Here is a 21,199-nt window from a genome sequence, read left to right as displayed (position 1 = left end):
TAAGCGTAAGTGAGTTGAAACACGCGGTGGCAGTCACGGCAGCGAAATCTGTCATAGCCTTTAGGGTTCTGACCATGGCGGTAAACCTGAACAGACTGACAACGGGGACAATGAACGTTAACGCTGGCCATAAGAGAACCTCAAAAGCCCGCATTATACATCAGATTCAACCAATTAGAGGCATCACCAATTTGTCATCGCCATCGGCCTGATTGACCTCTATCGACTGCGGCAGCCGGATGATGTATACACATGGCGAATTGGCATGCTGAGTATCACAATGGGGAATGGCCACTGCATAGCCATCCAGCAGAATCCCGGTAGGGTACAGTGCTTCCCGCTCACGCAGTGCGGCCAGATAGCTTTGTTTGACAATACCTTCGCTATGAAGGGTGTGATGAATATGCGCAAGCACTTCATCATAATCAGTAAATGCGGCCCCATCTGACAGGCGGATAGCGACTGAGCTCACCGGTCTCTCCTTTAAGTTGTGCTCATTAGAGCAATTAAATTAAATCATATGAGCATTTATATCATATCGCCGCATCGGCGATAGCAGCAGCATGCAAAAATTACACATTGATCACATTAAATAACATAAGCGCAAATTTACAGCTGCTCATATGTTAAAGCGCCGAGGATTATGGCAAACAACAAAACATTTAACTTGCTGATAAAAAACAATTTAGTGAAATAATGTTAATTGTGTGCTGTCAACGGGGTTGATGACGAGCGTTAATCATATGAGCAAAGCGGGTGGGGCGATGAGCGCAGTCAGCGGCTGGCATTTTGCGCTATAGCCAAGATAGTCATCGCAGGCAGGCGGCGGGTCACGCCAGAAGTTTGATGGCGGTTTCAAAATCGGTAATCAGTACATCAAGAAGACCGGAATTGAGTGAGGCAACAATACCGGCATACTTTTCTTCGCCTCCGGCGACACCAATTACCTGTGCGGTATTGCGTAGTTGTTCGCTTGTAATACCAAATCCTAACCGGTTCATCGGGCTGTCCAGTATCACGCCGCGACTGTTAATCAGCGTGGTACACAGATCTGCGGCGATATCATCCGCAAACAGTGGCTGTTGCCAGGCCGGTGGAAAAATATCGCACAGGCTTGAAGAACCGGATTTCCAGTCACCGATGCCGGTGATGACCCTGTCGAGCCGGGAATAGTATTGCTGGGTGTCCAGCACCGCCTGATCGCTGGCCAGCTTTGTGGCCAGACTTTCGTCATCAACCCACATTGGTACATACATTGGATGTGCTTTGCCGCCGGAAACGGCTGCAATCTTATGAATCAGATCGATAGGCCCCTGGCTGAAGGCAATGCCTGGATGGACGCCGGAAAGCTGTACAACATCAAGAGGCGGCAGATCGCCAAGTTTACTCACCGTGCTGGATAACACGCGCCCCCAGGCTACGCCAATTTTCATGCCCGCCGTCAGCGTACGGCTGAGGTAGCTGGCAGTAATGCCGCCAAGCTTATCGTTGAGCTGCTCCTGGCTGGACCAGGACTCTGAAACAGAGAGTACTATGGCATCCTGCAGCTGAAATTTTTTACACAGATTATGGGCAATTTCGTCATCAAGCAGCTGCTGTCTGGGGAAGACAAATTTTACATATTCCTGAGCAATTGCTTCGTCAATCAGACGGGCGACTTTGAAGCGGGAAACGCCAATTTCTTCAGCAATTTCAACCTTGGTTTTCATCTCGGCAAAATAGCGTCTGACCACCAGTGAATAAATATAGCGCGGATCATAATCCGACCAGCGTGAACGCTTTTTTTGTCCGGGCATAATGCTTTTCCATGTTAAGCAAGTGGCAATATCAGGGGTGACAAACCGGCTACCCTGTAAAATAAACATCAAAAGAGTATACCCTGATGTGCTCAGAAGATATGCACGTATGAGTGCAATCTTTGTGATATGTGAACTGGCACGTTTTCAGCGCAGTATCCAGGTGGTGACTGTCAGCGGAGAAAAGGGGATAAGCAGTAAAATGGTGGACAGTATCTGATTCCCCGCTGGCCAGCCTGTGGCGGCGGGGTGGGTGGCCATTAGCGCCCGGCTTTCAGGCGTTCGAACAGGGTTTCGTACAGCGTACTGGCGCTGCCGACATCATCCTGCCATTCGCCTTTTTTCAGAATAGCTTCAGACGGATATAGCGTTGGGTCGCTGCTGATTTCTTTTGGCAGCAGCGCGCGCGCTGCCAGGTTTGGCGTCGGGTAACCAATAGTTTTGGCCACTTTTGCCGCAACATCCGGACGTAACAGGAAGTTGATCAGCTTTAATGCCCCTTCTTTATTTTTGGCGTTGGCCGGAATCGCCAGGCTGTCCATCCAGAAAATACCGCCTTCTTTCGGCCAGATCACCTGCAGCGGCGTACCGGCCTGGCGCGCGACAAAGGCTGAACCATTCCAGATCATGCCAATGTTGACTTCGCCTTGCATAAACGGATTGCCGGGATTATCAGAATTAAAGGCCAGCACGTTAGGCATCAGTTTTTCCAGTTCATGTGCCGCGGCCTTGATTTCGTCGGGATTAGTGGTGTTACCAGAGTAACCGAGTTTACGCAACGCAACCTGGAATACTTCACGGGCATCATCCGTCAGCAGAATACTTTCCTTATATTCCGGCTTCCAGAAATCTGCCCAGCTGGTGATAGTGGTTGGATCGATAACATCGCTGTTAACACCAATGGCAGTGGCGCCCCAGATATACGGAATCGAGTAGTCATTATTGGGGTCAAAGGATTTATTCAGCAACGCCGGATCCAGATTGTGAAAATTGCTCAGCTTTGTCTTGTCAATTTTCTGAATCATGCCTTCTTTGCGCATTTTGGCAACAAAGTAGGTGGAAGGAACCACCAGATCATAAGCCCCATCTTTGTAGGTCTTAAGTTTGGCATACATGCTTTCATTGGATTCATAGGTGGAGTAAATCACCTTGATACCGGTTTCTTTGGTGAACTGCTCAAGCAGACCGGGGGGCACGTATTCCGTCCAGTTATAAAAGTAGAGTGTGTTGCCGGCATCGGCTCTGGTGCTCTGTGTGCTGAGTGCCAGCATGCCAGCGGCCAGCAGATAACCCCATTTCTTCATAACCGCTCCTCCTTATTTGGTTTTATCACGTAACAACAGCTGACTGAGGGCAACCAACAGCAGCGACAGCGCCATTAATATTGTTGCCAGCGCATTAACCTCGGGTGAAACGCCGACCTTGACCATTGAATAAATTTTTAACGGTAAAATCTCAAAACCCGGACCGGTGACGAATGAAGAAACCACAACATCGTCCATCGACAGGGTGAAACTAAGCAGCCAGCCGGCTGCCACCGCTGGTAAAGCCAGCGGCAGGATAATTTTACGCAGGATGACCAGCTCGCTGGCGCCAAGATCTCTGGCCGCTTCCAGCATCCGCACATCAAATCCTTTCAGGCGCGACCAGACGGTAATGGTGACAAACGGCAGGCAGAAAGTGATATGGGAAAACAGCAACGACCAGAAACCCAGTGAAATACCCAGCAGCATAAATAGTACCAGCAGCGAAATGGCCATAACGATATCGGGAGACATCATGACCACAAACAGCATGCCGCCAACAAAGGGCTTACCGCGGAAACGGTAACGGTAAAGCGCCACCGCAGTCAGTGAACCAATGACAGTGGTGCAGGTGGCGGAAAGCACCCCCATAATCAGCGAATGTTGCGCCGCCTGAATCAGGCTGTCATTTTGCATCAGCAGCCGGTACCAGTGGGTACTGAATCCCTGCCAGTTAATGCCAAAGCGCGAGGCATTAAACGAGTTCACCAGCAGTATCGCCACCGGGATATATAGCCAGGCATAGATGGTTGTCATAAAGCCTGCACGTAGTATGCGTCCGATCATTTCAGCTCCACCTTCTTATTCAACAGGCGTGTGGCGCGCCAGTAGAACAACAACAGCACGCCCATGACCAGCGTCAGCACAATGCTGGTGGCGGCGCCAAAAGGCCAGTCGCGAATATTGAGGAACTGGCTCTTGATGACGTTACCAATCAGCAGGTTTTTCGCGCCACCCATTAAATCCGCCACATAAAACAACCCCATTGCCGGCAGCAAAACCAGCAGACAACCTGCCACAATACCAGGCATGGTTAACGGCAGGATAATGCGTATAAAGGTTTGTAGTTTACCGGCACCCAAATCCCGTGCTGCTTCCAGGCAGGGTTTGTCGAGCTTGTCGAGACTTGAATAGAGCGGGAGTACCATAAATGGCAGCAGAATATAGACCAGGCCAAGTACCACCGCTTCAGAGGTATACATAATGCGAAACGGTTTGTCGATAATGCCAAGCCACAGTAAAAAATCATTCAGCCAGCCGCGTACGCCAAGAAAAATCTTCAGACCGTAGATACGGATCAGCGAATTGGTCCAGAAGGGGACAATCAGCAGGAACAGCATCAGTGGTTTCAGGCGGGCTGACAGTCTGGTAAGACACCAGGCGAAAGGATAACCGATCAGCAGACAACACAGCGTGGCGATCAGCGCCATGTTTAGCGAGTGCAGCAGTACATCGGCATACAGCGGGTCGATCAGCCGCAGATAGTTATTCAATGTCAGATGCAGGCTGACAAAATGATTGTCATCACGGGTTAAAAAACTGGTGACGATAACAATCAGGTTGGGCAGAAAGACAAACAGCACCAGCCAGCCGATAATCAGCGCGATAACGCTCTTCTGGAAACGATTACGCATGAGGCTCTCCTGGCAGGACGACCTCCCAGCTTTCCACCCAGTTAATCGCCATTTTCTGGTTAATTGAGTGGTCAAAATCGGGATCGTCTTCGTTAAAAAATTCGCTGACGGTGATAAGTTTGCCATTATCCAGTTCGAGGGTGGATTCCAGCGTCATTCCTTTATAGTTACGTTCGCGCACATAGCCAATCAGTCCGGCTGGTGGCTGACTATCGCCGTCGGCAATCTCTTCCACGCGCAGATCTTCCGGTCGCAGCAGCACGTGCAGTTTTTGGCCAACGCTGAGAGGAAACGGCGCCTGAATATCACACAGAAAACCTTCGACACGGGCACGGGAGCGCTGGTTTTCCAGCAGCGTCACCACTTCAGCATCAAACACGTTAATTTCGCCAATAAAACGGGCGACAAACAGATTTTTGGGTTCTTCATAAATTTCCCGCGGCGTGCCGTCCTGTTCAATTTCACCATTACGTAACACCACGATGCGATCGGACATGGTCAGCGCTTCTTCCTGATCGTGGGTAACGAAAATAAAGGTGATGCCAAGCTTACGCTGCAGCGCCTTGAGTTCATTTTGCATCTGTTTGCGCAGCTTATAATCCAGCGCAGATAAGGGTTCATCCAGTAATAAAATCTTGGGACGATTGACCACAGCGCGGGCAATTGCCACCCGCTGTTGCTGTCCACCTGACAGTTGATGCGGACGACGGTCGGCAAAGGTCTCCAGTTGCACCATGGCCAGTGCCTGGTTGACGCGGCCTTTTATTTCGACATGCGGGGTGTTTTGCATACGTAAGCCAAACGCTACGTTGTCAAATACCGTCATATGTGGAAATAAAGCATAGCTCTGAAACACGGTATTAACATGGCGATGCTCAGCGGGTTTTTGGGTAATATCTTCGTTATCCAGCGTGATACTGCCACTGTCAGTTTCTTCCAGACCGGCAATTAACCTCAGAATGGTGGTTTTGCCACAGCCAGAAGGACCTAGCAGGGTAATAAACTCACCATGATTAATGCTGAGATTGAACTGAGAGATGACCGCTTTGCCATCAAAGGCTTTGCTGATATCGGTAAGTTTTACCAACGGCTGCTGAGTGTCTGCTGGCGCCATTGTGCTTCCTCCTGGGATAAAATAAGGTGCTCGCTAATGCGAGTCCGTCAGCGGTTCAGATAAATTTAAGGCCTTGCTATGTCATTTATCCGTGTGGCAGGGATAACATCGTGATCCGCGCTGAATGTGGAAAAGCAAGCCGGGGTGATAGTGAAGTCGGTTTTCATCCGGAAGCCTGGCGAGGGTAGCCGATGTGGCTGTTGATGCGCGGAAAATGGGCGCCAGCGTCAATCCGGTGAGAATAGACTTTTCCATCACGATTCCTTTTGTTTTTGGTCAGAAAAAATTCCGGGCGTTGCTCTGTACCTTCCTTTTGCAGGGAGAATATAAGTCATATGGTTCGCTATTGTAATAAAATTAACTGTTTTTTACTTCCACAGCATTAAATCAGCAGCATAACTATTCACAGAAAAGCTGACAAAAACCGCCATCTTGTTATTACCGCCAATTTTATAATAATAACGTATTGATATCATTACTTTCTTTAAGAAGTTTATGCTGAGTATACGTTAATAACCTGCCCAGCTTTACTGTCGTACAATATTCATACCAGCCAGCTTCTGGCACTAAACAGTGTGGCGGTAATTTGTTTAAGTCTGCAGCGCTGGCAAACCGGGTTGTTGATATTATGCTTACAATTATTAACGTAATGGTAAACTATCGTCCGGAGTTCAGAACTTTCTTAGCCAGCCGTTACCATTTCTGTTACCCTTTGCTGGCTTTCTGCCCGGTTGCGCCGCATGCGCCGCACAACACAGCAGGTCTCTGCCCGGAAAGAAAGCCGGGGCAAATCCGCCAGCCCGCCAGCGGCAGAAGGATATAGCTATCGGCCGGCTCGGTTTGCTCCCGGTTAACAAGGACGGTCAGTACATGACTGCCATGTAGTACGCAGGCTGTCTTTAGCCATCGTGCTGATGTCCTCACTTTTTACGGAAAATTTTCATTACGGGACTCTGATGAAATGATCAAAATTTATCTGCTTTTGCTTATATCTGTTGCCGCTGAAACTGTCGCCACTTCGATGGTAAAAGCCTCCGATGGCTTTACCCGGCTGGTCCCTTCACTGATCGTGGTGATTGGTTATGGGATCTCTTTCTATGGTCTTTCTCATGTGGTGAAAGTACTGAATTTAGGCGTTGCTTATGCGATCTGGGCCGGGCTGGGTATTATCCTGGTGTCGATGATTTCCTATTTTTATTACCACCAGAAACTGGACCTTCCGGCGATTGTTGGTATTACTTTTATTATTGCCGGCGTGGTGATAATTAATCTTTTCTCTGCTTCCATGATCGAAAAATAACCCTGCCTGCCTTCAGAGTACAGGCGTGAATAGCGGCCTGTACTCGCTTGATGATTCTGTTTCCCCGGGTAAGCTGACTGGCCGTTAAGCCAGCCGGACTGCGTCACTTATTTTTCCATCGCGCTCCTTTTTGCCGAAGCCGAAACAGCATAATTTCATTTCAACCTTATCTGCGCTATCTGCGCTGACTGCGTGTCGCCACCGCGCCAGCAATATCCCTATTAAGCGGCAACCGTCATTGAATATGAAACGAATTAGGGAATAGGCTGATGTCCGCCTTGGGCGCTTTATGCTAAGAAAGGGAAAAGGGAAGCGTGGAGGACAGGGGAGAGGTTATGGTGAAGATAATCAGCTGGTTATTATTGTCACTGCTTTCCAGTGGCGGACTGGTGGCCTATTTTCTGCAGCAGCAATATGAAGAGAAAAGTGCGGATTTTCGTATTCTCTACCGTGATGTGACGATTAAACTGGCGCAGCATGATGCCATCATCCGCCTGCTGCCGGCGAATCCGCTGGCGTGGGAAGTACAGAAACTTTTTCCGCACATCATTCGCCTGCGGCAACACTCGACAATTGAGCCATGGCGCGCGCTGGTGGTTGGGCGCAAAGGGCAGTACTGGCTGAATATTGATAATCAGTCGTTGTTGATCGATCTCAACCGGTTGGTGAGTGATATCAGAGGGAAAAAGCGTTTCAGCCATCTGATTATTCAGTGGAATAACGTGCCCTTATTTGAACAGGGCGCGGCAAGCCCGCGGGATTACTGGCGCTGGCAAAAAGCCATCAGTAGCCGCTCGCAGCCATTTATGCTGATTGCCGATGATCGACCTGACTGGATGGGATTGCCCTGGACGGCCATCCTCGCTCCGGCCTTATTCTGGGGGCTGCTGGTGTATCTGTTCAGCCAGTATCGCAGCAATAAACGCCGGCGGGACATTGCTGATATGCGCAGTCAGTATGCTGAACTGACAAGGCTAAATACCATGGGGGAGCTGGCTGCTGGTATCATACATGAGCTCAACCAGCCGCTGACTGCAATCTTAAGCTATAATCAGACCGCACAACGGATGATGCGTCAGCAGCATCCCGGGCAAGTATCGGCGCTGCTTGAGGCCGCCGTAGTGCAGATAAAACGGATTGATGCGTTGTTACAACAATTCCGACAGAAGCTGATTGGGCAGCAGGCTGACTATCAGCCCATCGTTCTGGGGCGACTCTGGGCACAGGTGGTCACTCTGCTGGATAAAGAGATCAGCAGCAAAAAAATCCGGGTAAGCAGCCGTATCCCGGATAATTTACCGCTGCTGTATGCCCCCCCGCTATGGATTGAACAAATCCTGCATAATATTGCCCATAACGCGGTTCAGGCGCAGGAAGGCAATAAACCGGGTACCTCGTGGATAAATCTGACGGCGAAGGCGGCAAACGCGGGGATTTTACTCCGCGTTACCGACGGTGGACCCGGATTATCTGAACAGGCGTTACAGCAGGTCTTTATGCCTTTTTTCACCACCCGCAGTAACGGTATTGGTCTGGGTATGGCGCTGACTGAAACGCTGATTCAGCGCCTTAATGGTAACATTCAGGTGTCCAATATGACCGGACAGGGCGGGGCCAGTTTTACTATCTGGCTGCCTGTTCATCTCAGGGAGGAGTAATGGAACAGTATATTTATCTCATTGATGATGAACCGGCTATTTGTGCCTCACTAAGCGCGTTGTTAAGTACCGTCGGCTGGCTGACAAAGAGCTATAATAGCGCCCAGGCTTTTCAGCAGACGGTGGATGATATGCAGACGCTTGCCGGCTGTATGCTGCTGGATATCCGCATGCCGGGGAAAACCGGGCTGGCACTCCTTGATGAATGGAAGCAACAAGGGCTGGAAATTCCGGTAATTATCATGACCGGACATGCCAATATTGATCTCTGTCGTCGTGCCTTCAAAAATGGCGCTTTTGAATTCCTCACGAAACCCATTGATGCCGATTTACTGTTTGAAACCATTGGTTCAGCACTGGCTTTGCAGCAAGCGCTGCAGGAAAAGCAGCAAAGAACGCGGCTGATACAACGTAAACTGGCTACGCTGACCGCCAGAGAACAGGATATTTTTCAGCAAATAATGCAGGGAAGTTCCAGTAAGGAGATTGCCCGGGCTTATTCGCTGTCGCCGCGTACCGTTGAAGCCCATCGCACCAATATTTTTGTCAAGCTTGAGGTTAACTCATTGCCAAAATTAATTAATAAATATGGTGAAGTTGCCTTGCTAAGAAAATAATGAGGCAAGGCTTCAGGTAAACCCCCGGATGACTTTCCAGGTAAAAATACCTAATAACTTAGGTAATTGTGCCAATAGTCTGCTGTCGTTACCCCCCTTAGACTCCCTGATACCATAAAGCGATATCAGGGAGTACTGTAAAATGAAACTTATTATTACCAGTACGCTGTTACTCGGTAGCTTATTGTCATTCTCCTGTGCCGCCAGCGGCGTGTTAACCGAAAAAAACCTTTCTCTTGAGCTGGCCGATAAGCTGGCGCAAAGCGCCCTCCAGGCCTGTCGTGCGCGTCATTACAATGTATCCGTAACCGTGGTTGACCGGGCCGGTATTCCCCTGGTTATTAAACGCATGGATAACGCAGGCCCCCATACCCTTGAGGCCAGTCGTATGAAAGCCTTCACCGCGCTGACCACCAAAACCGCCACGGAAAACGTCATGAAGAACAGTCAGGCGAATGCTACCGCCGCTAACCTGCGCGATCTGCCCGGCTTTTTATTACTGGCCGGCGGCGTGCCGGTGAAAAGCGCAGATGCGCTGATTGGTGCGATAGGGGTCGGTGGGGCGCCGGGCGGAGACCTTGACCAGCAATGTGCGCTGGATGCCTTAAAAAACAACGCGGCCAGCCTGAACGGCGGTTAATTCTGATGAGTCTTTATGCGCAAGGAGTAAGAGATGAAATTTAAACTGATGGTATCCATATTGCCGCTTTGTCTGGCATCAGGCAGCGTGATGGCCGGTGACTTCGCCGAAGGTTATTACGGTTCAGCGAAATACCTGCAAATTGAACAACGTGCCAAAGAAATGGATACCAGTGCCCGGCCGGGGGTGGGACAGTTTGTCGGCGGAAAAGAAAAAGAACATCTGGGCGGCGCATCGGTTGCTGCAGGCTATCAGTTTGGAAACGGCTGGCGTACGGAAGGTGAGTATACCTTTAAGCAAAAAAATGAGTACACCAGCGGATCTTCTGCTTTTCCCACCAGCTATAACCATCTGCAAACTGACGTTGAACGCCTGATGTTTAATGTCTATCGCGACTATGCGCTGGGTTATGGTATCTCGCTCTACGGTACCGCTGGCCTTGGCATTAGCAAAATCAAAGCCGGCGGCTGGCAGGGCACGCCGTCGCGGGAATTTGCTTCCAGCACGCAGACCAATCTGACATATGCCATTGGTGCGGGTATTAGCTACTCGCCACTGGAGCGCCTGAGTTTTGATCTGGGCTATCGCTATGTGGATATGGGTAAAATGGAGAGCGGTTACAATAACTTCACCAACGCCCGCAACCTGAAAGATGAACAAATGAAAGGCCGCCTGGTGTCTAACGAATTTACTCTCGGCGTGCGCTATTTATTCTAAAACGCAACATTGCTGCTGTTAGCCTGCAAATGGCGGTCTGAGTTAACTCAGCCGCCATTTTTTATTTGATTAATAAAGTGTCGTCAGCGTGAAGATGTTTTTCACGCCTGACTCCGGCGTGCATTGTAGTGGTTCAGACGTTGAACAGGAAATTCATAACGTCGCCATCTTTGACGATATATTCTTTACCTTCCGAACGCATTTTGCCGGCTTCCTTAGCCCCTTGCTCGCCCTTAAAGCTGATAAAATCTTCAAAACCAATGGTCTGCGCGCGGATAAAGCCTTTCTCAAAATCGGTATGGATTTTACCCGCAGCCTGAGGGGCGGTGGCGCCCACCGGAATGGTCCAGGCGCGTACTTCTTTCATACCGGCGGTGAAGTAAGTTTGCAGGTTGAGCAGGGCATAACCTGCACGAATGACGCGATTAAGTCCGGGTTCTTCCAGCCCCAGTTCTGCCATAAACTCATCGCGTTCTGCATCGTCAAGTTCAGCAATATCAGATTCAACCGCTGCGCATACCGGCACCACCACTGAACCTTCCTGTTGTGCAATTTCCCGGACCTGATCAAGATAAGGGTTATTGTCAAAACCATCTTCATTGACGTTGGCAATATACATAGTGGGTTTCAGGGTAAGGAAACTCAGGTAGCGGATAGCCGCCTTTTCCTCGGCAGAAAGCGCCAGCGCCCTCAGCATACCGGCGTTTTCCAGATGCGGCAGGCATTTTTCCAGCACCGCCTGTTCCTGTTTTGCGTCTTTATCGCCGCCTTTGGCTTTTTTCTGAATACGGTGCAGGGCGCGTTCGCAGGTTTCCAGATCTGAAAGTGCCAGTTCAGTATTGATTACGTCAATATCTTCCGCCGGATTGACCTTGCCGGAAACGTGAATGATATTGTCATTTTCAAAACAGCGCACCACGTGGCCAATCGCTTCGGTTTCGCGAATATTGGTCAGAAACTGGTTACCCAGCCCTTCGCCTTTGGATGCGCCTTTCACCAGTCCGGCAATATCGACAAATTCCATTGTGGTCGGTACCACGCGCTGAGGCTTTACGATCTCCGCCAGCTGGTCCAGGCGCAGGTCCGGCATCGGAACGACGCCGGTGTTTGGCTCAATGGTGCAAAATGGAAAGTTTGCTGCCTCGATACCGGCTTTGGTAAGCGCATTAAACAGGGTGGATTTGCCGACGTTTGGCAGCCCCACGATACCGCATTTAAAACCCATGATTAAATTACCTTAATTGCTGTTATCGCAGCGCGTCAGGTTGACGCGCCAGCAGTAACCTGGAAAAAACTGCCGGCATTATACACATAAATAGCGGCTATATGGCGTGGATTTGCCGCGTGAGCGGCGGCGATGCTCAGATTTGTGGTTTGAAAGCGTGCAGACGGTTCATGGCTTTCAGCCGGTCCCGCTGCTGCAGCCAGAGTTCGGTACAGCGGGCAGCCTCATCAATGGCCTCATCAATGAGCTTTTGCTCAGAAAGCGGCGGCTTACCCAGTACAAACCCCGTGACTTTATTGCGGTCGCCTGGGTGGCCAATGCCAATACGCAGCCGGTGGAAATTAGGGTTGTTGCCAAGTTTACTGATAATGTCTTTCAGACCGTTATGGCCGCCATGACCCCCGCCCTGTTTCAGCCTGGCCACCCCTGGCGGCAGGTCCAGTTCATCATGTGCCACCAGAATTTCCTCCGGGGCAATACGGTAGAAGCTGGCCATGGCTGACACTGCCTTGCCGCTAAGATTCATAAAAGTGGTGGGAACCAGCAGACGTATCTCATCGCTGCCAAGCGTAAAACGACCGGTATAACCATAAAATTTGGCCTCTTCTTTTAGCGACTGATTATGACGCCGGGCCAGATAGTCCAGATACCAGGCACCCGCATTGTGACGGGTGGCAGCATAGTCGGCGCCAGGGTTGGCAAGGCCGACAATCAGCTTGATTGCTTCCACGTAATGTTCCTGATGATATCCACTCACAAGGGCGCTAGTTTACTGTGTGATGCCGGCAACGCAAAGCGGCAAAACGGCAAAGCCGCCGCGGCTCTGGTACCCGCCATGTCCGCACATGACTTTTATGGTTACAATCAGTCGCATGGAAGTAAAGTTATGTCAAAAATACCCAGTAAGTGTGATCCTGCGCGCAACCTGAAAGGCAGACATTTTCTAAAATAGTCAGTAACAGGCAAACAGGCAACGGAGTTTGCTCATTTCCGCAGGTTGCAGGAGGTGACTGTGATGACCAGAAAATATGCTTTTGTAACAGGCAATGTGCTGATGGCGGCAGGATTGCTGGTAATGGTGCTGGGCGTTGTGTGCTCGGTACTGAATCAGCTGTCAGGCGTTAATCTGTCGGGTTCCCTGATTGAGGGCGCAATATTTGCCATTTTCATCGGCGCCATGCTGTGGCTGGCCGGAGCCCGTCTTAGTGGCCGGGAAAAAGTGGCCGATCGCTACTTCTGGCTGCGTCACTACGGTGACGAACGCTGCCGACGCCATCATTCCGGTCATTAACCGGGGGCGTCAGCCGTCAGAGCAGCGGGGTTACTATCCGTTGCTCTGGCATCCACCACGCAGTTTCTGCCGCGGGCTTTTGCCCGGTAGAGCGCATCGTCGGCTTCCGTCATCAGGTCACCCACGCTGAGTGTGCTGCCCTTATCGCAGGCAACACCAATACTGACCGTATAATTTATGCCATCAGGCTGCGCGCCGGCTGTTTCACTGCGGATATGTTCGGCAATCGCCAGCGCCTGCGCTTTCTCCGCCACCATTACGGCGGCAAATTCTTCACCACCCAGACGGGCAAACCAGCCCTCTTTCGGCATATGTCGCTGAGCAATCTGGCAAAAATTAATCAGCGTTTTATCCCCCTGGGTATGACCAAAGCGGTCATTGATGGCTTTAAAATGGTCAAGATCAAACAGCAGCACGCTGAATGATTGCCGGTTGCGCAGACAGTGCTGGCGGCATTTTTCTGCCAGCTGAAACAGCGCGCGCCGGTTCCACACGCTGGTGAGCGGGTCAAGCAGCGAAGCGCGCTTATATTGCAGCTGATTACGTTCGTTAACCATTGCCAGAAAGGTAAAATTAAGACCGATAACCAGCAATATAGATTCGATAATTACCCAGACGGAAAAAGTTGATCCACCGATGGCGCCATATTGCGCACTGGCTACGCCGGTATCCAACAGAATACGTATCAGATTAAACACCACGTGCACCCAGAGTAATAACTGTGCTGGCCACCAGGTGACCGGCAGCAGGGCGCGCGCCCGATACAGCTCGCGGATCATTGCGGCGCTATAAAACAGGCACAGGCTTGATGAGACCAGAATGCGCAGCGGTAGGGAGTGGTAAAAAGGCGGAAACAGGCACAATAGCGCCCAGACTAACATGCCAGCCAGCCAGAGGTAATTATTGCGGGCGCCGCGAAAAGCGCGAAACGCATTTAGCAGGATGCCATAGGCCATCAGTATCAGCATGTTGCCGGCGACCACCGGCATAAACAGCGCACCGTTTTCCCGCAGACTGCTTAACCACAGTCCGCTCAGCGTGAGACATAACGCCAGGCAGAGATAGCCCAGCGTCCGGTCGTACTGCGCGCCACGCCAGGCAAAGAACATGATGATAACCAGAAACAGGGTCACATAAAGTTCGCAGACAAACAGCGTGTAGACGTCAAGCGTCATTGTAGAAACGATCCTGAAAAAGACGGCATTGCAAAATAGCACTTATGTATCATTGTCGGTAGGGCAGGCGACGACCAACTGCTGAAAATGTCAATATAGCGTGAATAAAGCAGGTTAGCCGGAATTTTGTCTGAGGCCGGCGGCTTTTTTGCCAGATTATATTCTGGCTAATCGCCCGCAATGGCCATGCCGCCGCGTGAGATGGTGTTTGCGACGCTGGCAATCTATGTATTCTGCGCTGTTTGCGCCAGCAAAAAACGGGATGAGCCTGACTCACCCCGTTGTGATTAATGCTCAAACATCGCGGATATGGATTCTTCGTTGCTGATACGGCGAATTGCTTCGGCCAGCATGCCGGAAAGCGTCAGCGAACGTACGTTGGGCAGCGCTTTGATGGCGTCGGACAGCGGGATAGTGTCGCAGACTACCACTTCGTCAATCACTGAGTTACGCAGATTTTCTACCGCGTTACCGGAGAAGATCGGGTGGGTGGCATAGGCAAAAACCCGTTTTGCTCCGCGCTCTTTCAGCGCCTCGGCCGCTTTGCATAACGTGCCGCCGGTGTCGATCATATCATCCACCAGCACACAGTCACGGTTGGCCACGTCACCGATGATATGCATCACCTGGGAGACGTTGGCGCGCGGCCGGCGCTTATCAATAATCGCCATATCGGTATCATTAAGCAGTTTGGCAATGGCGCGGGCGCGCACGACGCCGCCGATATCCGGTGACACCACAATCGGATTTTCCAGACCAATCTGCAGCATATCCTCCAGTAAAATCGGGCTGCCGAAGACGTTATCCACCGGGACATCAAAGAAGCCCTGAATCTGTTCAGCATGCAGGTCAACCGTCAGTACGCGGTCAACGCCGACGCTGGAGAGAAAATCCGCCACGACTTTCGCCGTAATAGGAACGCGGGCAGAACGGACGCGACGATCCTGGCGCGCATAGCCAAAGTAGGGGATAACCGCAGTAATTCGTCCAGCAGAAGCGCGACGCAAAGCGTCGACCATCACGACCAGTTCCATCAGATTGTCATTGGTGGGGGCACAAGTGGACTGGATGATGAAAATATCACCACCGCGTACGTTTTCGTTAATCTGTACGCTTACTTCACCATCGCTGAAACGACCGACAGCGGCGTCGCCCAGGCTGGTGTAAAGGCGGTTGGCAATACGTTGAGCCAGTTCCGGGGTAGCGTTACCAGCAAAAAGCTTCATATCAGGCACGAGAAGAACCTCAGGCTTTGCGTCCAGAGAATGATACGCGTTAACGCCAGCGACTGGACGTCAGGGTATCAGACGGGTATGTGATGAACCGGCTGCCACATCAGGAACGCGTAATGCGATCAGCGCGGTTCAGAATGCCCGGCAAGCGTACGAAACAAGGGCGAAAGGTTAACACCTTTAGCCACAAATCCCTGTACATCTTTTGGGGCCTTTTCCAGCACCTGACGAGCAGCGGCCTCGGTGTCAAATTCAGCAAAGACACAGGCGCCGGTTCCTGTCAGGCGTGATGGCGCGTAGTTTAGCAGCCAGACGAGAAGTCTATCAACCTCACGAAAACGTTTTCTTACGGCTGCCTCACAATCATTGCGAAATTTTTGCTGTAGCAATACGGAAAGATCGCGCGCCGGCGTATTGCGGGTCAGGGCAGCATCATTAAACACCTCGGGCGTTGAGATACTGACACCCGGGTGCATCACCAGATACCACTTTTCTGCAGGGGAAACCGGTTGTAACGCTTCGCCAATGCCTTCGGCAAAGGCCGCATGGCCGCGAACAAATACCGGGACATCGGCCCCCAGCGTCAGTCCCAGCGCCGCCAGAACATCCGGCGCGTAATTCAGCTGCCAGAGCTGGTTAAGGGCCACCAGGGTGGTTGCTGCATTGGACGATCCCCCCCCGAGTCCGCCCCCCATGGGGAGACGTTTTTCAAGACGGAAAACGGCCCCCTGCTGCGGCTGCAGGCGCCCGTCGTCCAGCGCTCGCTGCTTAAGCAGCCGGGCGGCACGAATAATCAGATTATTTTCCGGAGCCACGCCCGTCACCTCAGTGAGCAGGCGAATCTGGTCGCGATTATTCACTTCAATATGCAGGGTATCGCCATAGTCAAGGAACTGAAACAGCGTTTGCAATGTGTGATAGCCGTCGGCACGACGGCCGGTAATATATAAAAACAGGTTAAGTTTTGCCGGAGCCGGCCAGCGGGTGATCATTTAACGGTCCAGCTGTCCATACGCAATTTTATCCGCTGATCGTCCTGAGTCAGGGACAGATTGGCAGGCAGAGCGGGCTGCTGTTGCTGATCGTAACTATTGAATACTACCTGCCAGTTCTGACCGTCATGGCGATAGTTGACGCTACGCAGCTGATACTTGTCATCAAGGGTGTAGTCGCTGGCATCGCCAGGCAGACCAATTATCCACTGACGCAGGTCATCAAGTGGAATCGTCATGCCGGTGAGCTGTGTAATCATTTTACTGGCATCATCGCTGACATAGCGTTTGCCCTTGCTATCGATAAGCTGAACCACTTTGCCCTGAACATCCAGCTGCAGTTCGGTGCTGCCGAGGGGATTAGTTAACAACAGACGATAGCGATCGGGGGCGCTTTGCTGCCAGTTGAAACGGGCATAAACTTTTTGCTGGTCAGAAATATAGGCAAAAGAACCGCGGGTCTGATAATGGGTAATCTGGCTCAGTGCCTGTTGGTGCTGGTGCCATTGCGGCGAGTCGGGGCTTTTACCCGGTGCCATGGGTTTATTAAGGCTACAGGCCGCCAGCAATACGCTGGCGAGCGGTAAAACATGCAGAAAACGCTGGGGGCGTGCAAACATATCGGGGGTCATCTCCTCTGACGCATCACTGGCATTGTAGCCAAAGCTGACCGCTCACGCTAACCAGCCAGCGCGCCCTCGTCAATGACGAAATTGCGCTGTTTTGTGCAGAAGCAGGCTTTTTGTGCCGCAACTGCCTCTTGTGTCCCTTTCCTTGCCAGGCGGCATCTTGTAGAATGCTGCTCTATACCCCTATCGACTGTGGGACCACTCAGACCAAATTCATCATGACGCTGCTGGCACTCGGTATCAATCATAAAACGGCACCCGTTGCGTTACGCGAACGCGTCGCGTTTGCGCCTGACATTCTTGACCATGCGCTGGAAAGTCTGCTGGCACAGCCGATGGTGCAAGGTGGCGTGGTGCTGTCGACCTGCAACCGGACCGAACTCTATCTGAGCGTTGAGCAGCAGGATGACCTGCGCGAACGGCTGGTGAACTGGCTGTGTCATTATCATGGTATTGACGAAGCCGATGTGCGCCACAGCCTGTACTGGCATCAGGAAAACGAAGCGGTAAGCCATCTGATGCGCGTGGCCAGTGGACTGGATTCCCTGGTCCTGGGGGAACCGCAAATTCTGGGGCAGGTGAAAAAAGCCTATGCCGATTCGGCGCGCGGACACAGCAATTCCAGTGAGCTGGAACGTCTGTTTCAGAAAACCTTCTCGGTGGCTAAGCGGGTGCGTACTGAAACCGATATCGGCGCCAGCGCGGTTTCTGTGGCCTTTGCCGCCTGCTCGCTGGCGCGGCAGATTTTTGAATCGCTCACCACGGTTAACGTGCTGCTTGTCGGTGCCGGGGAAACTATTGAACTGGTAGCCCGCCACCTGCGTGAACACCGGGTTCACAAGCTGATGATTGCTAATCGTACCCGCGAACGCGCGCAGCTGCTGGCAGATGAAGTCGGCGCGCAAGTGATCGCAATTGCCGATATCGATACACAGCTGGCGCAAGCGGACATTATTATCAGTTCAACCGCCAGCCCGCTGCCGATTATTGGCAAAGGGATGGTGGAACGGGCGCTAAGACAACGCCGTAATAAACCCATGCTGCTGGTGGATATTGCCGTACCGCGCGATATCGAGCCAGAAGTGGGGAAACTGGCCAATGCATACCTGTACAGTATCGATGACCTGCAGGTGATTATTGATAAAAATATGGCTCAACGTCAGGCGGCGGCGCGTGAGGCGGAAGACATTGTTCTGCAGGAAAGCAGCGAATTTATGTGCTGGCTGCGGGCGCAGAGCGCGGTTGAAACAATCCGCGAATACCGCGCATCGGCCGATCTGATCCGCCAGCAGCTGGAAAGTAAAGCGCTGGCGGCACTGAGCCAGGGCGTTGACCCACAAATTGTGCTCAACGAACTGGCACATAAGCTGACTAACCGCCTGATCCACGCGCCGACCAAAGCGCTGCAACAGGCCGCGCGTGATGGTGATTCAGAGCGCCTGAATCTGCTGCGTAACAGCCTCAACCTCGATTAGCTATGCTCCGTCGCAGCGCAGTCTGCGACGGAGTCCATTCCGTTTTACGTTCTCTCATCTTTTCTGACAAGGTTAAAATTACAACGATGAAACCCTCTATTGTCGCTAAACTGGAAGCGTTACAGGAACGCTACGAAGAAGTGGAGGTCATGCTGGGTGATGCCGGCGTGATTGCCGATCAGGCGCGTTTCCGGGCGTTATCGCGTGAGTATGCCCAGCTTACCGACGTCAGCCGCTGTTTTCGCCACTGGCAACAGCTACAGCAAGAGCTGGACGGCGCCCGGCTGATGCTTGACGATGCAGAAATGCGAGACATTGCGCAGGAAGAGCTGAAAAGTCTGCGTGAGCAAAGTGAACAAATGGAACAGCAGCTGCAGGTACTGTTGTTGCCCAAAGATCCCGATGACGAACGCAGCTGCTTTGTTGAAGTGCGCGCCGGGACCGGGGGCGATGAAGCCGCGATTTTTGCCGGTGACCTGTTTCGGATGTACAGCCGCTATGCTGAAAGCCGCCGCTGGCAGGTAGAAATTTTAAGCGCAAATGAAGGTGAACACGGTGGTTACAAAGAAGTGATTGCGCGCTTTGCCGGCGAAGGCGCTTATGGACGACTGAAGTTTGAGTCAGGCGGACACCGGGTTCAGCGCGTGCCAGAAACCGAATCACAGGGTCGTATTCATACCTCAGCCTGTACCGTGGCGGTGATGCCGGAGCTGCCGGAAGCAGAAATGCCCGATATTAATCCGTCCGATCTGAAAATCGACACTTTCCGCTCCTCCGGTGCCGGCGGTCAGCACGTTAATACCACCGATTCCGCCATTCGTATCACCCACCTGCCAACAGGGATTGTTGTGGAGTGCCAGGACGAGCGTTCGCAGCATAAAAATAAAGCTAAAGCACTGGCGGTACTCGGTGCCCGTATTCATGCCGCCGAAACGGCAAAACGCCAGCAGGAGGAAGCGTCAACCCGCCGCAACCTGCTGGGGAGTGGCGATCGTTCCGATCGCAACCGGACCTATAACTTCCCACAGGGAAGGGTGACCGATCACCGGATTAACCTGACGCTTTACCGGCTGGATGAAGTGATGGAAGGCAAGCTCGATATGCTGATTGAACCCATTGTGCATGAATATCAGGCAGACCAGCTGGCGGCGCTGGCCGGGCAGGATTAATGCAGATTCGCGACTGGCTGCCGGCGGCCATGACCCAGCTGAAGCACAGTGACAGTCCGCGTGCAGATGCCGAAATTCTGCTGGCATTTGTCACCGGCAAAAATCGCAGCTGGCTGCGTGCCTTTGATGAGACTGTGCTGACCGGGGGGCAGCTCTCCAGGCTGGAACACCTGATGGCGCGGCGTGAAAAGGGGGAGCCGGTGGCTTATCTGACCGGAGAGCGTGAGTTCTGGTCGCTGACTTTGCAGGTTTCTCCGCATACGCTGATCCCGCGACCGGATAGCGAAGTGCTGGTTGAATGTGCGCTGGAAAAAATGGTAACAGCGCAAGGACAGGCGCTGGATTTAGGCAGCGGTAGCGGGGCAATTGCTCTGGCCCTGGCCTGCGAACGCCCAGGCTGGCAGATCACCGGGGTTGATCGCATCACTGAGGCGGTACAGCTGGCGCAGTTAAACAGAGAAAATCTGGCGATCGCTAATGCCCGCTTTCTGTGCAGTGACTGGTATTCTGCCCTGCAGGATCAGCATTTTGACCTGATTGTCAGTAATCCGCCCTATATTGATGCGGCAGATAGCCATCTGCGTCGGGGTGATGTTCGTTTCGAGCCGCTCAGCGCGCTGGTTGCTGGCGAACAGGGGTTGGCTGACATTCGCCATATCGTGCTGCATGCTGCCGGTCATTTACATCAGCAAGGCTGGCTGCTGCTGGAGCATGGCTGGCAGCAGGCAGACCACGTGCGCCAGATTTTGAGGGATGCGGGTTTTGTCAATGTTGAAACCCGCCGGGACTATGGCGGTAATGATCGCGTCACGTCCGGTCAGCGAGCGGCAGGAATAACAGCATGAACGGGTATTTTTTAGTAAGAAATTTTCATATTGCCACAGTGATAGTTAGTATCAGTTTGTTTATACTGCGTTTTTTTTGGCTTAACTTTTCACCAGGCCGGTTACAACAGTGCTGGGTGAGGATAGTACCTCACCTTAATGACACGCTGATGCTGCTGTCAGGTCTCACCCTGGTGGTTTTTATGCATGCTGGGGTATTGCTGACCCAGGATAGCTGGCTGACGGAGAAGCTAATTGGCGTTATCATTTACATTGCAGCAGGTTCGATAGCGTTAGGACGCCGTCCCCGATCGCAGAAGGTGCGTCTGGCGGCCCTGGTTCTCGCGCTGGCGGTGGTGGCTCTGGTCATCCGTCTGGCCATCACTAAAAGTCTTTTACTGGGGTAA

General features: G+C 52.0%; 22 protein-coding genes and 1 pseudogene. 10 read left to right on the top strand and 13 right to left on the bottom strand.

Translation table 11 applies throughout. From position 1 onward, the window contains the following. From BL249_RS05025 to potA, 7 genes and pseudogenes are all read right to left on the bottom strand, one after another. A partial coding sequence (locus BL249_RS05025) for an IS1 family transposase (protein WP_342633895.1) occupies positions 1-131 on the bottom strand: 131 nt, incomplete at its 3' end. A gap of 41 nt (positions 132-172) precedes the next feature. Continuing rightward, positions 173-472, bottom strand: a pseudogene (locus BL249_RS05020) (PTS sugar transporter subunit IIA); the annotation flags it as partial. A gap of 358 nt (positions 473-830) precedes the next feature. Further along, a complete protein-coding gene (locus tag BL249_RS05015; protein ID WP_099706329.1) occupies positions 831-1,796 on the bottom strand; it encodes a sugar-binding transcriptional regulator in 966 nt (321 codons plus the stop codon). A 260-nt stretch (positions 1,797-2,056) separates the two neighbouring features. Then, positions 2,057-3,100 carry a spermidine/putrescine ABC transporter substrate-binding protein PotD gene (potD, locus tag BL249_RS05010; protein WP_099706295.1) on the bottom strand — a complete coding sequence of 348 codons (1,044 nt, stop codon included), beginning with the start codon at positions 3,098-3,100 and terminating at the stop codon, positions 2,057-2,059. 12 nt (positions 3,101-3,112) lie between these two features. After that, complete coding sequence (gene potC / locus BL249_RS05005) at positions 3,113-3,886, bottom strand: spermidine/putrescine ABC transporter permease PotC (protein WP_099706296.1); 774 nt, start codon at positions 3,884-3,886, stop codon at positions 3,113-3,115. After that, positions 3,883-4,734: a spermidine/putrescine ABC transporter permease PotB gene (potB, locus tag BL249_RS05000; protein WP_099706297.1), complete on the bottom strand. Its 852-nt coding sequence runs from the start codon at positions 4,732-4,734 to the stop codon at positions 3,883-3,885. The genes potC and potB overlap by 4 nt, the downstream gene beginning before the upstream one ends. Further along, positions 4,727-5,848, bottom strand: coding sequence for a spermidine/putrescine ABC transporter ATP-binding protein PotA (gene potA, locus BL249_RS04995; protein ID WP_099706298.1), 1,122 nt, complete (start codon positions 5,846-5,848; stop codon positions 4,727-4,729). Before potA ends, potB begins: the two co-directional genes overlap by 8 nt. A gap of 964 nt (positions 5,849-6,812) precedes the next feature. Here potA and BL249_RS04990 point away from each other — a divergent pair. The 5 genes from BL249_RS04990 (at position 6,813) to BL249_RS04970 (ending at position 10,780) form a co-directional block, all read left to right on the top strand. After that, the gene (locus tag BL249_RS04990; RefSeq protein ID WP_446717705.1) at positions 6,813-7,148 is read left to right on the top strand and encodes a DMT family transporter; all 336 of its coding nucleotides are present in this window, start codon (positions 6,813-6,815) and stop codon (positions 7,146-7,148) included. Positions 7,149-7,483: 335 nt separating this feature from the next. Beyond that, positions 7,484-8,806: a sensor histidine kinase gene (locus tag BL249_RS04985; protein WP_099706300.1), complete on the top strand. Its 1,323-nt coding sequence runs from the start codon at positions 7,484-7,486 to the stop codon at positions 8,804-8,806. Then, positions 8,806-9,423, top strand: a complete 618-nt coding sequence (locus BL249_RS04980; protein WP_099706301.1) for a response regulator transcription factor — start codon at positions 8,806-8,808, stop codon at positions 9,421-9,423. The genes BL249_RS04985 and BL249_RS04980 overlap by 1 nt, the downstream gene beginning before the upstream one ends. 142 nt (positions 9,424-9,565) lie before the next feature. Beyond that, complete coding sequence (locus tag BL249_RS04975; protein ID WP_099706302.1) at positions 9,566-10,063, top strand: GlcG/HbpS family heme-binding protein; 498 nt, start codon at positions 9,566-9,568, stop codon at positions 10,061-10,063. A gap of 33 nt (positions 10,064-10,096) precedes the next feature. Next, a complete protein-coding gene (locus tag BL249_RS04970; RefSeq protein ID WP_099706303.1) occupies positions 10,097-10,780 on the top strand; it encodes an outer membrane protein in 684 nt (227 codons plus the stop codon). Between the two features lie 133 nt (positions 10,781-10,913). Here the strand turns inward: BL249_RS04970 and ychF are convergent, their stop codons facing one another. Beyond that, positions 10,914-12,005 (bottom strand): redox-regulated ATPase YchF, encoded by a 1,092-nt coding sequence (gene ychF, locus BL249_RS04965; protein ID WP_099706304.1) that lies wholly within the window; start codon positions 12,003-12,005, stop codon positions 10,914-10,916. Between the two features lie 136 nt (positions 12,006-12,141). Then, entirely contained in the window at positions 12,142-12,735 is a 594-nt protein-coding gene (gene pth / locus BL249_RS04960) for an aminoacyl-tRNA hydrolase (RefSeq protein ID WP_099706305.1), read from the bottom strand. Between the two features lie 285 nt (positions 12,736-13,020). Between pth and ychH the strand changes: the two genes are divergently transcribed. Then, entirely contained in the window at positions 13,021-13,296 is a 276-nt protein-coding gene (gene ychH, locus BL249_RS04950; protein ID WP_099706307.1) for a stress-induced protein YchH, read from the top strand. Here ychH and BL249_RS04945 read toward each other — a convergent pair. The 4 genes from BL249_RS04945 to lolB form a co-directional block, all read right to left on the bottom strand. Beyond that, positions 13,293-14,471 carry a GGDEF domain-containing protein gene (locus BL249_RS04945; protein ID WP_099706308.1) on the bottom strand — a complete coding sequence of 393 codons (1,179 nt, stop codon included), beginning with the start codon at positions 14,469-14,471 and terminating at the stop codon, positions 13,293-13,295. The two genes, ychH and BL249_RS04945, sit on opposite strands and share 4 nt — an antisense overlap. Before the next feature lie 287 nt (positions 14,472-14,758). Next, positions 14,759-15,706, bottom strand: a complete 948-nt coding sequence (gene prs, locus BL249_RS04940) for a ribose-phosphate diphosphokinase (protein ID WP_099706309.1) — start codon at positions 15,704-15,706, stop codon at positions 14,759-14,761. A 119-nt stretch (positions 15,707-15,825) separates the two neighbouring features. Beyond that, the gene (gene ispE, locus BL249_RS04935) at positions 15,826-16,695 is read right to left on the bottom strand and encodes a 4-(cytidine 5'-diphospho)-2-C-methyl-D-erythritol kinase (RefSeq protein WP_099706310.1); all 870 of its coding nucleotides are present in this window, start codon (positions 16,693-16,695) and stop codon (positions 15,826-15,828) included. Next, positions 16,692-17,315, bottom strand: a complete 624-nt coding sequence (gene lolB, locus BL249_RS04930; protein WP_099706311.1) for a lipoprotein insertase outer membrane protein LolB — start codon at positions 17,313-17,315, stop codon at positions 16,692-16,694. The genes ispE and lolB overlap by 4 nt, the downstream gene beginning before the upstream one ends. 227 nt (positions 17,316-17,542) lie before the next feature. Here lolB and hemA point away from each other — a divergent pair, with 227 nt between their 5' ends. The 4 genes from hemA (at position 17,543) to BL249_RS04910 (ending at position 21,199) form a co-directional block, all read left to right on the top strand. Beyond that, a complete protein-coding gene (gene hemA / locus BL249_RS04925) occupies positions 17,543-18,799 on the top strand; it encodes a glutamyl-tRNA reductase (protein WP_099706330.1) in 1,257 nt (418 codons plus the stop codon). Positions 18,800-18,885: 86 nt separating this feature from the next. Further along, positions 18,886-19,968, top strand: a complete 1,083-nt coding sequence (gene prfA, locus BL249_RS04920) for a peptide chain release factor 1 (RefSeq protein WP_099706312.1) — start codon at positions 18,886-18,888, stop codon at positions 19,966-19,968. Further along, on the top strand, positions 19,968-20,813 hold the full coding sequence (prmC, locus tag BL249_RS04915) for a peptide chain release factor N(5)-glutamine methyltransferase (RefSeq protein ID WP_099706313.1): 846 nt from the start codon (positions 19,968-19,970) through the stop codon (positions 20,811-20,813). Before prfA ends, prmC begins: the two co-directional genes overlap by 1 nt. Continuing rightward, entirely contained in the window at positions 20,810-21,199 is a 390-nt protein-coding gene (locus BL249_RS04910) for a SirB2 family protein (RefSeq protein WP_099706314.1), read from the top strand. The genes prmC and BL249_RS04910 overlap by 4 nt, the downstream gene beginning before the upstream one ends.

Origin of the sequence: Erwinia sp. OLFS4 (assembly GCF_002752165.1) — a bacterium.
Taxonomy (GTDB): domain Bacteria; phylum Pseudomonadota; class Gammaproteobacteria; order Enterobacterales; family Enterobacteriaceae; genus Izhakiella.
The sequence above is the reverse complement of the archived record's forward strand: the minus strand, read 5'-3'. Positions and strand labels throughout refer to the sequence as shown.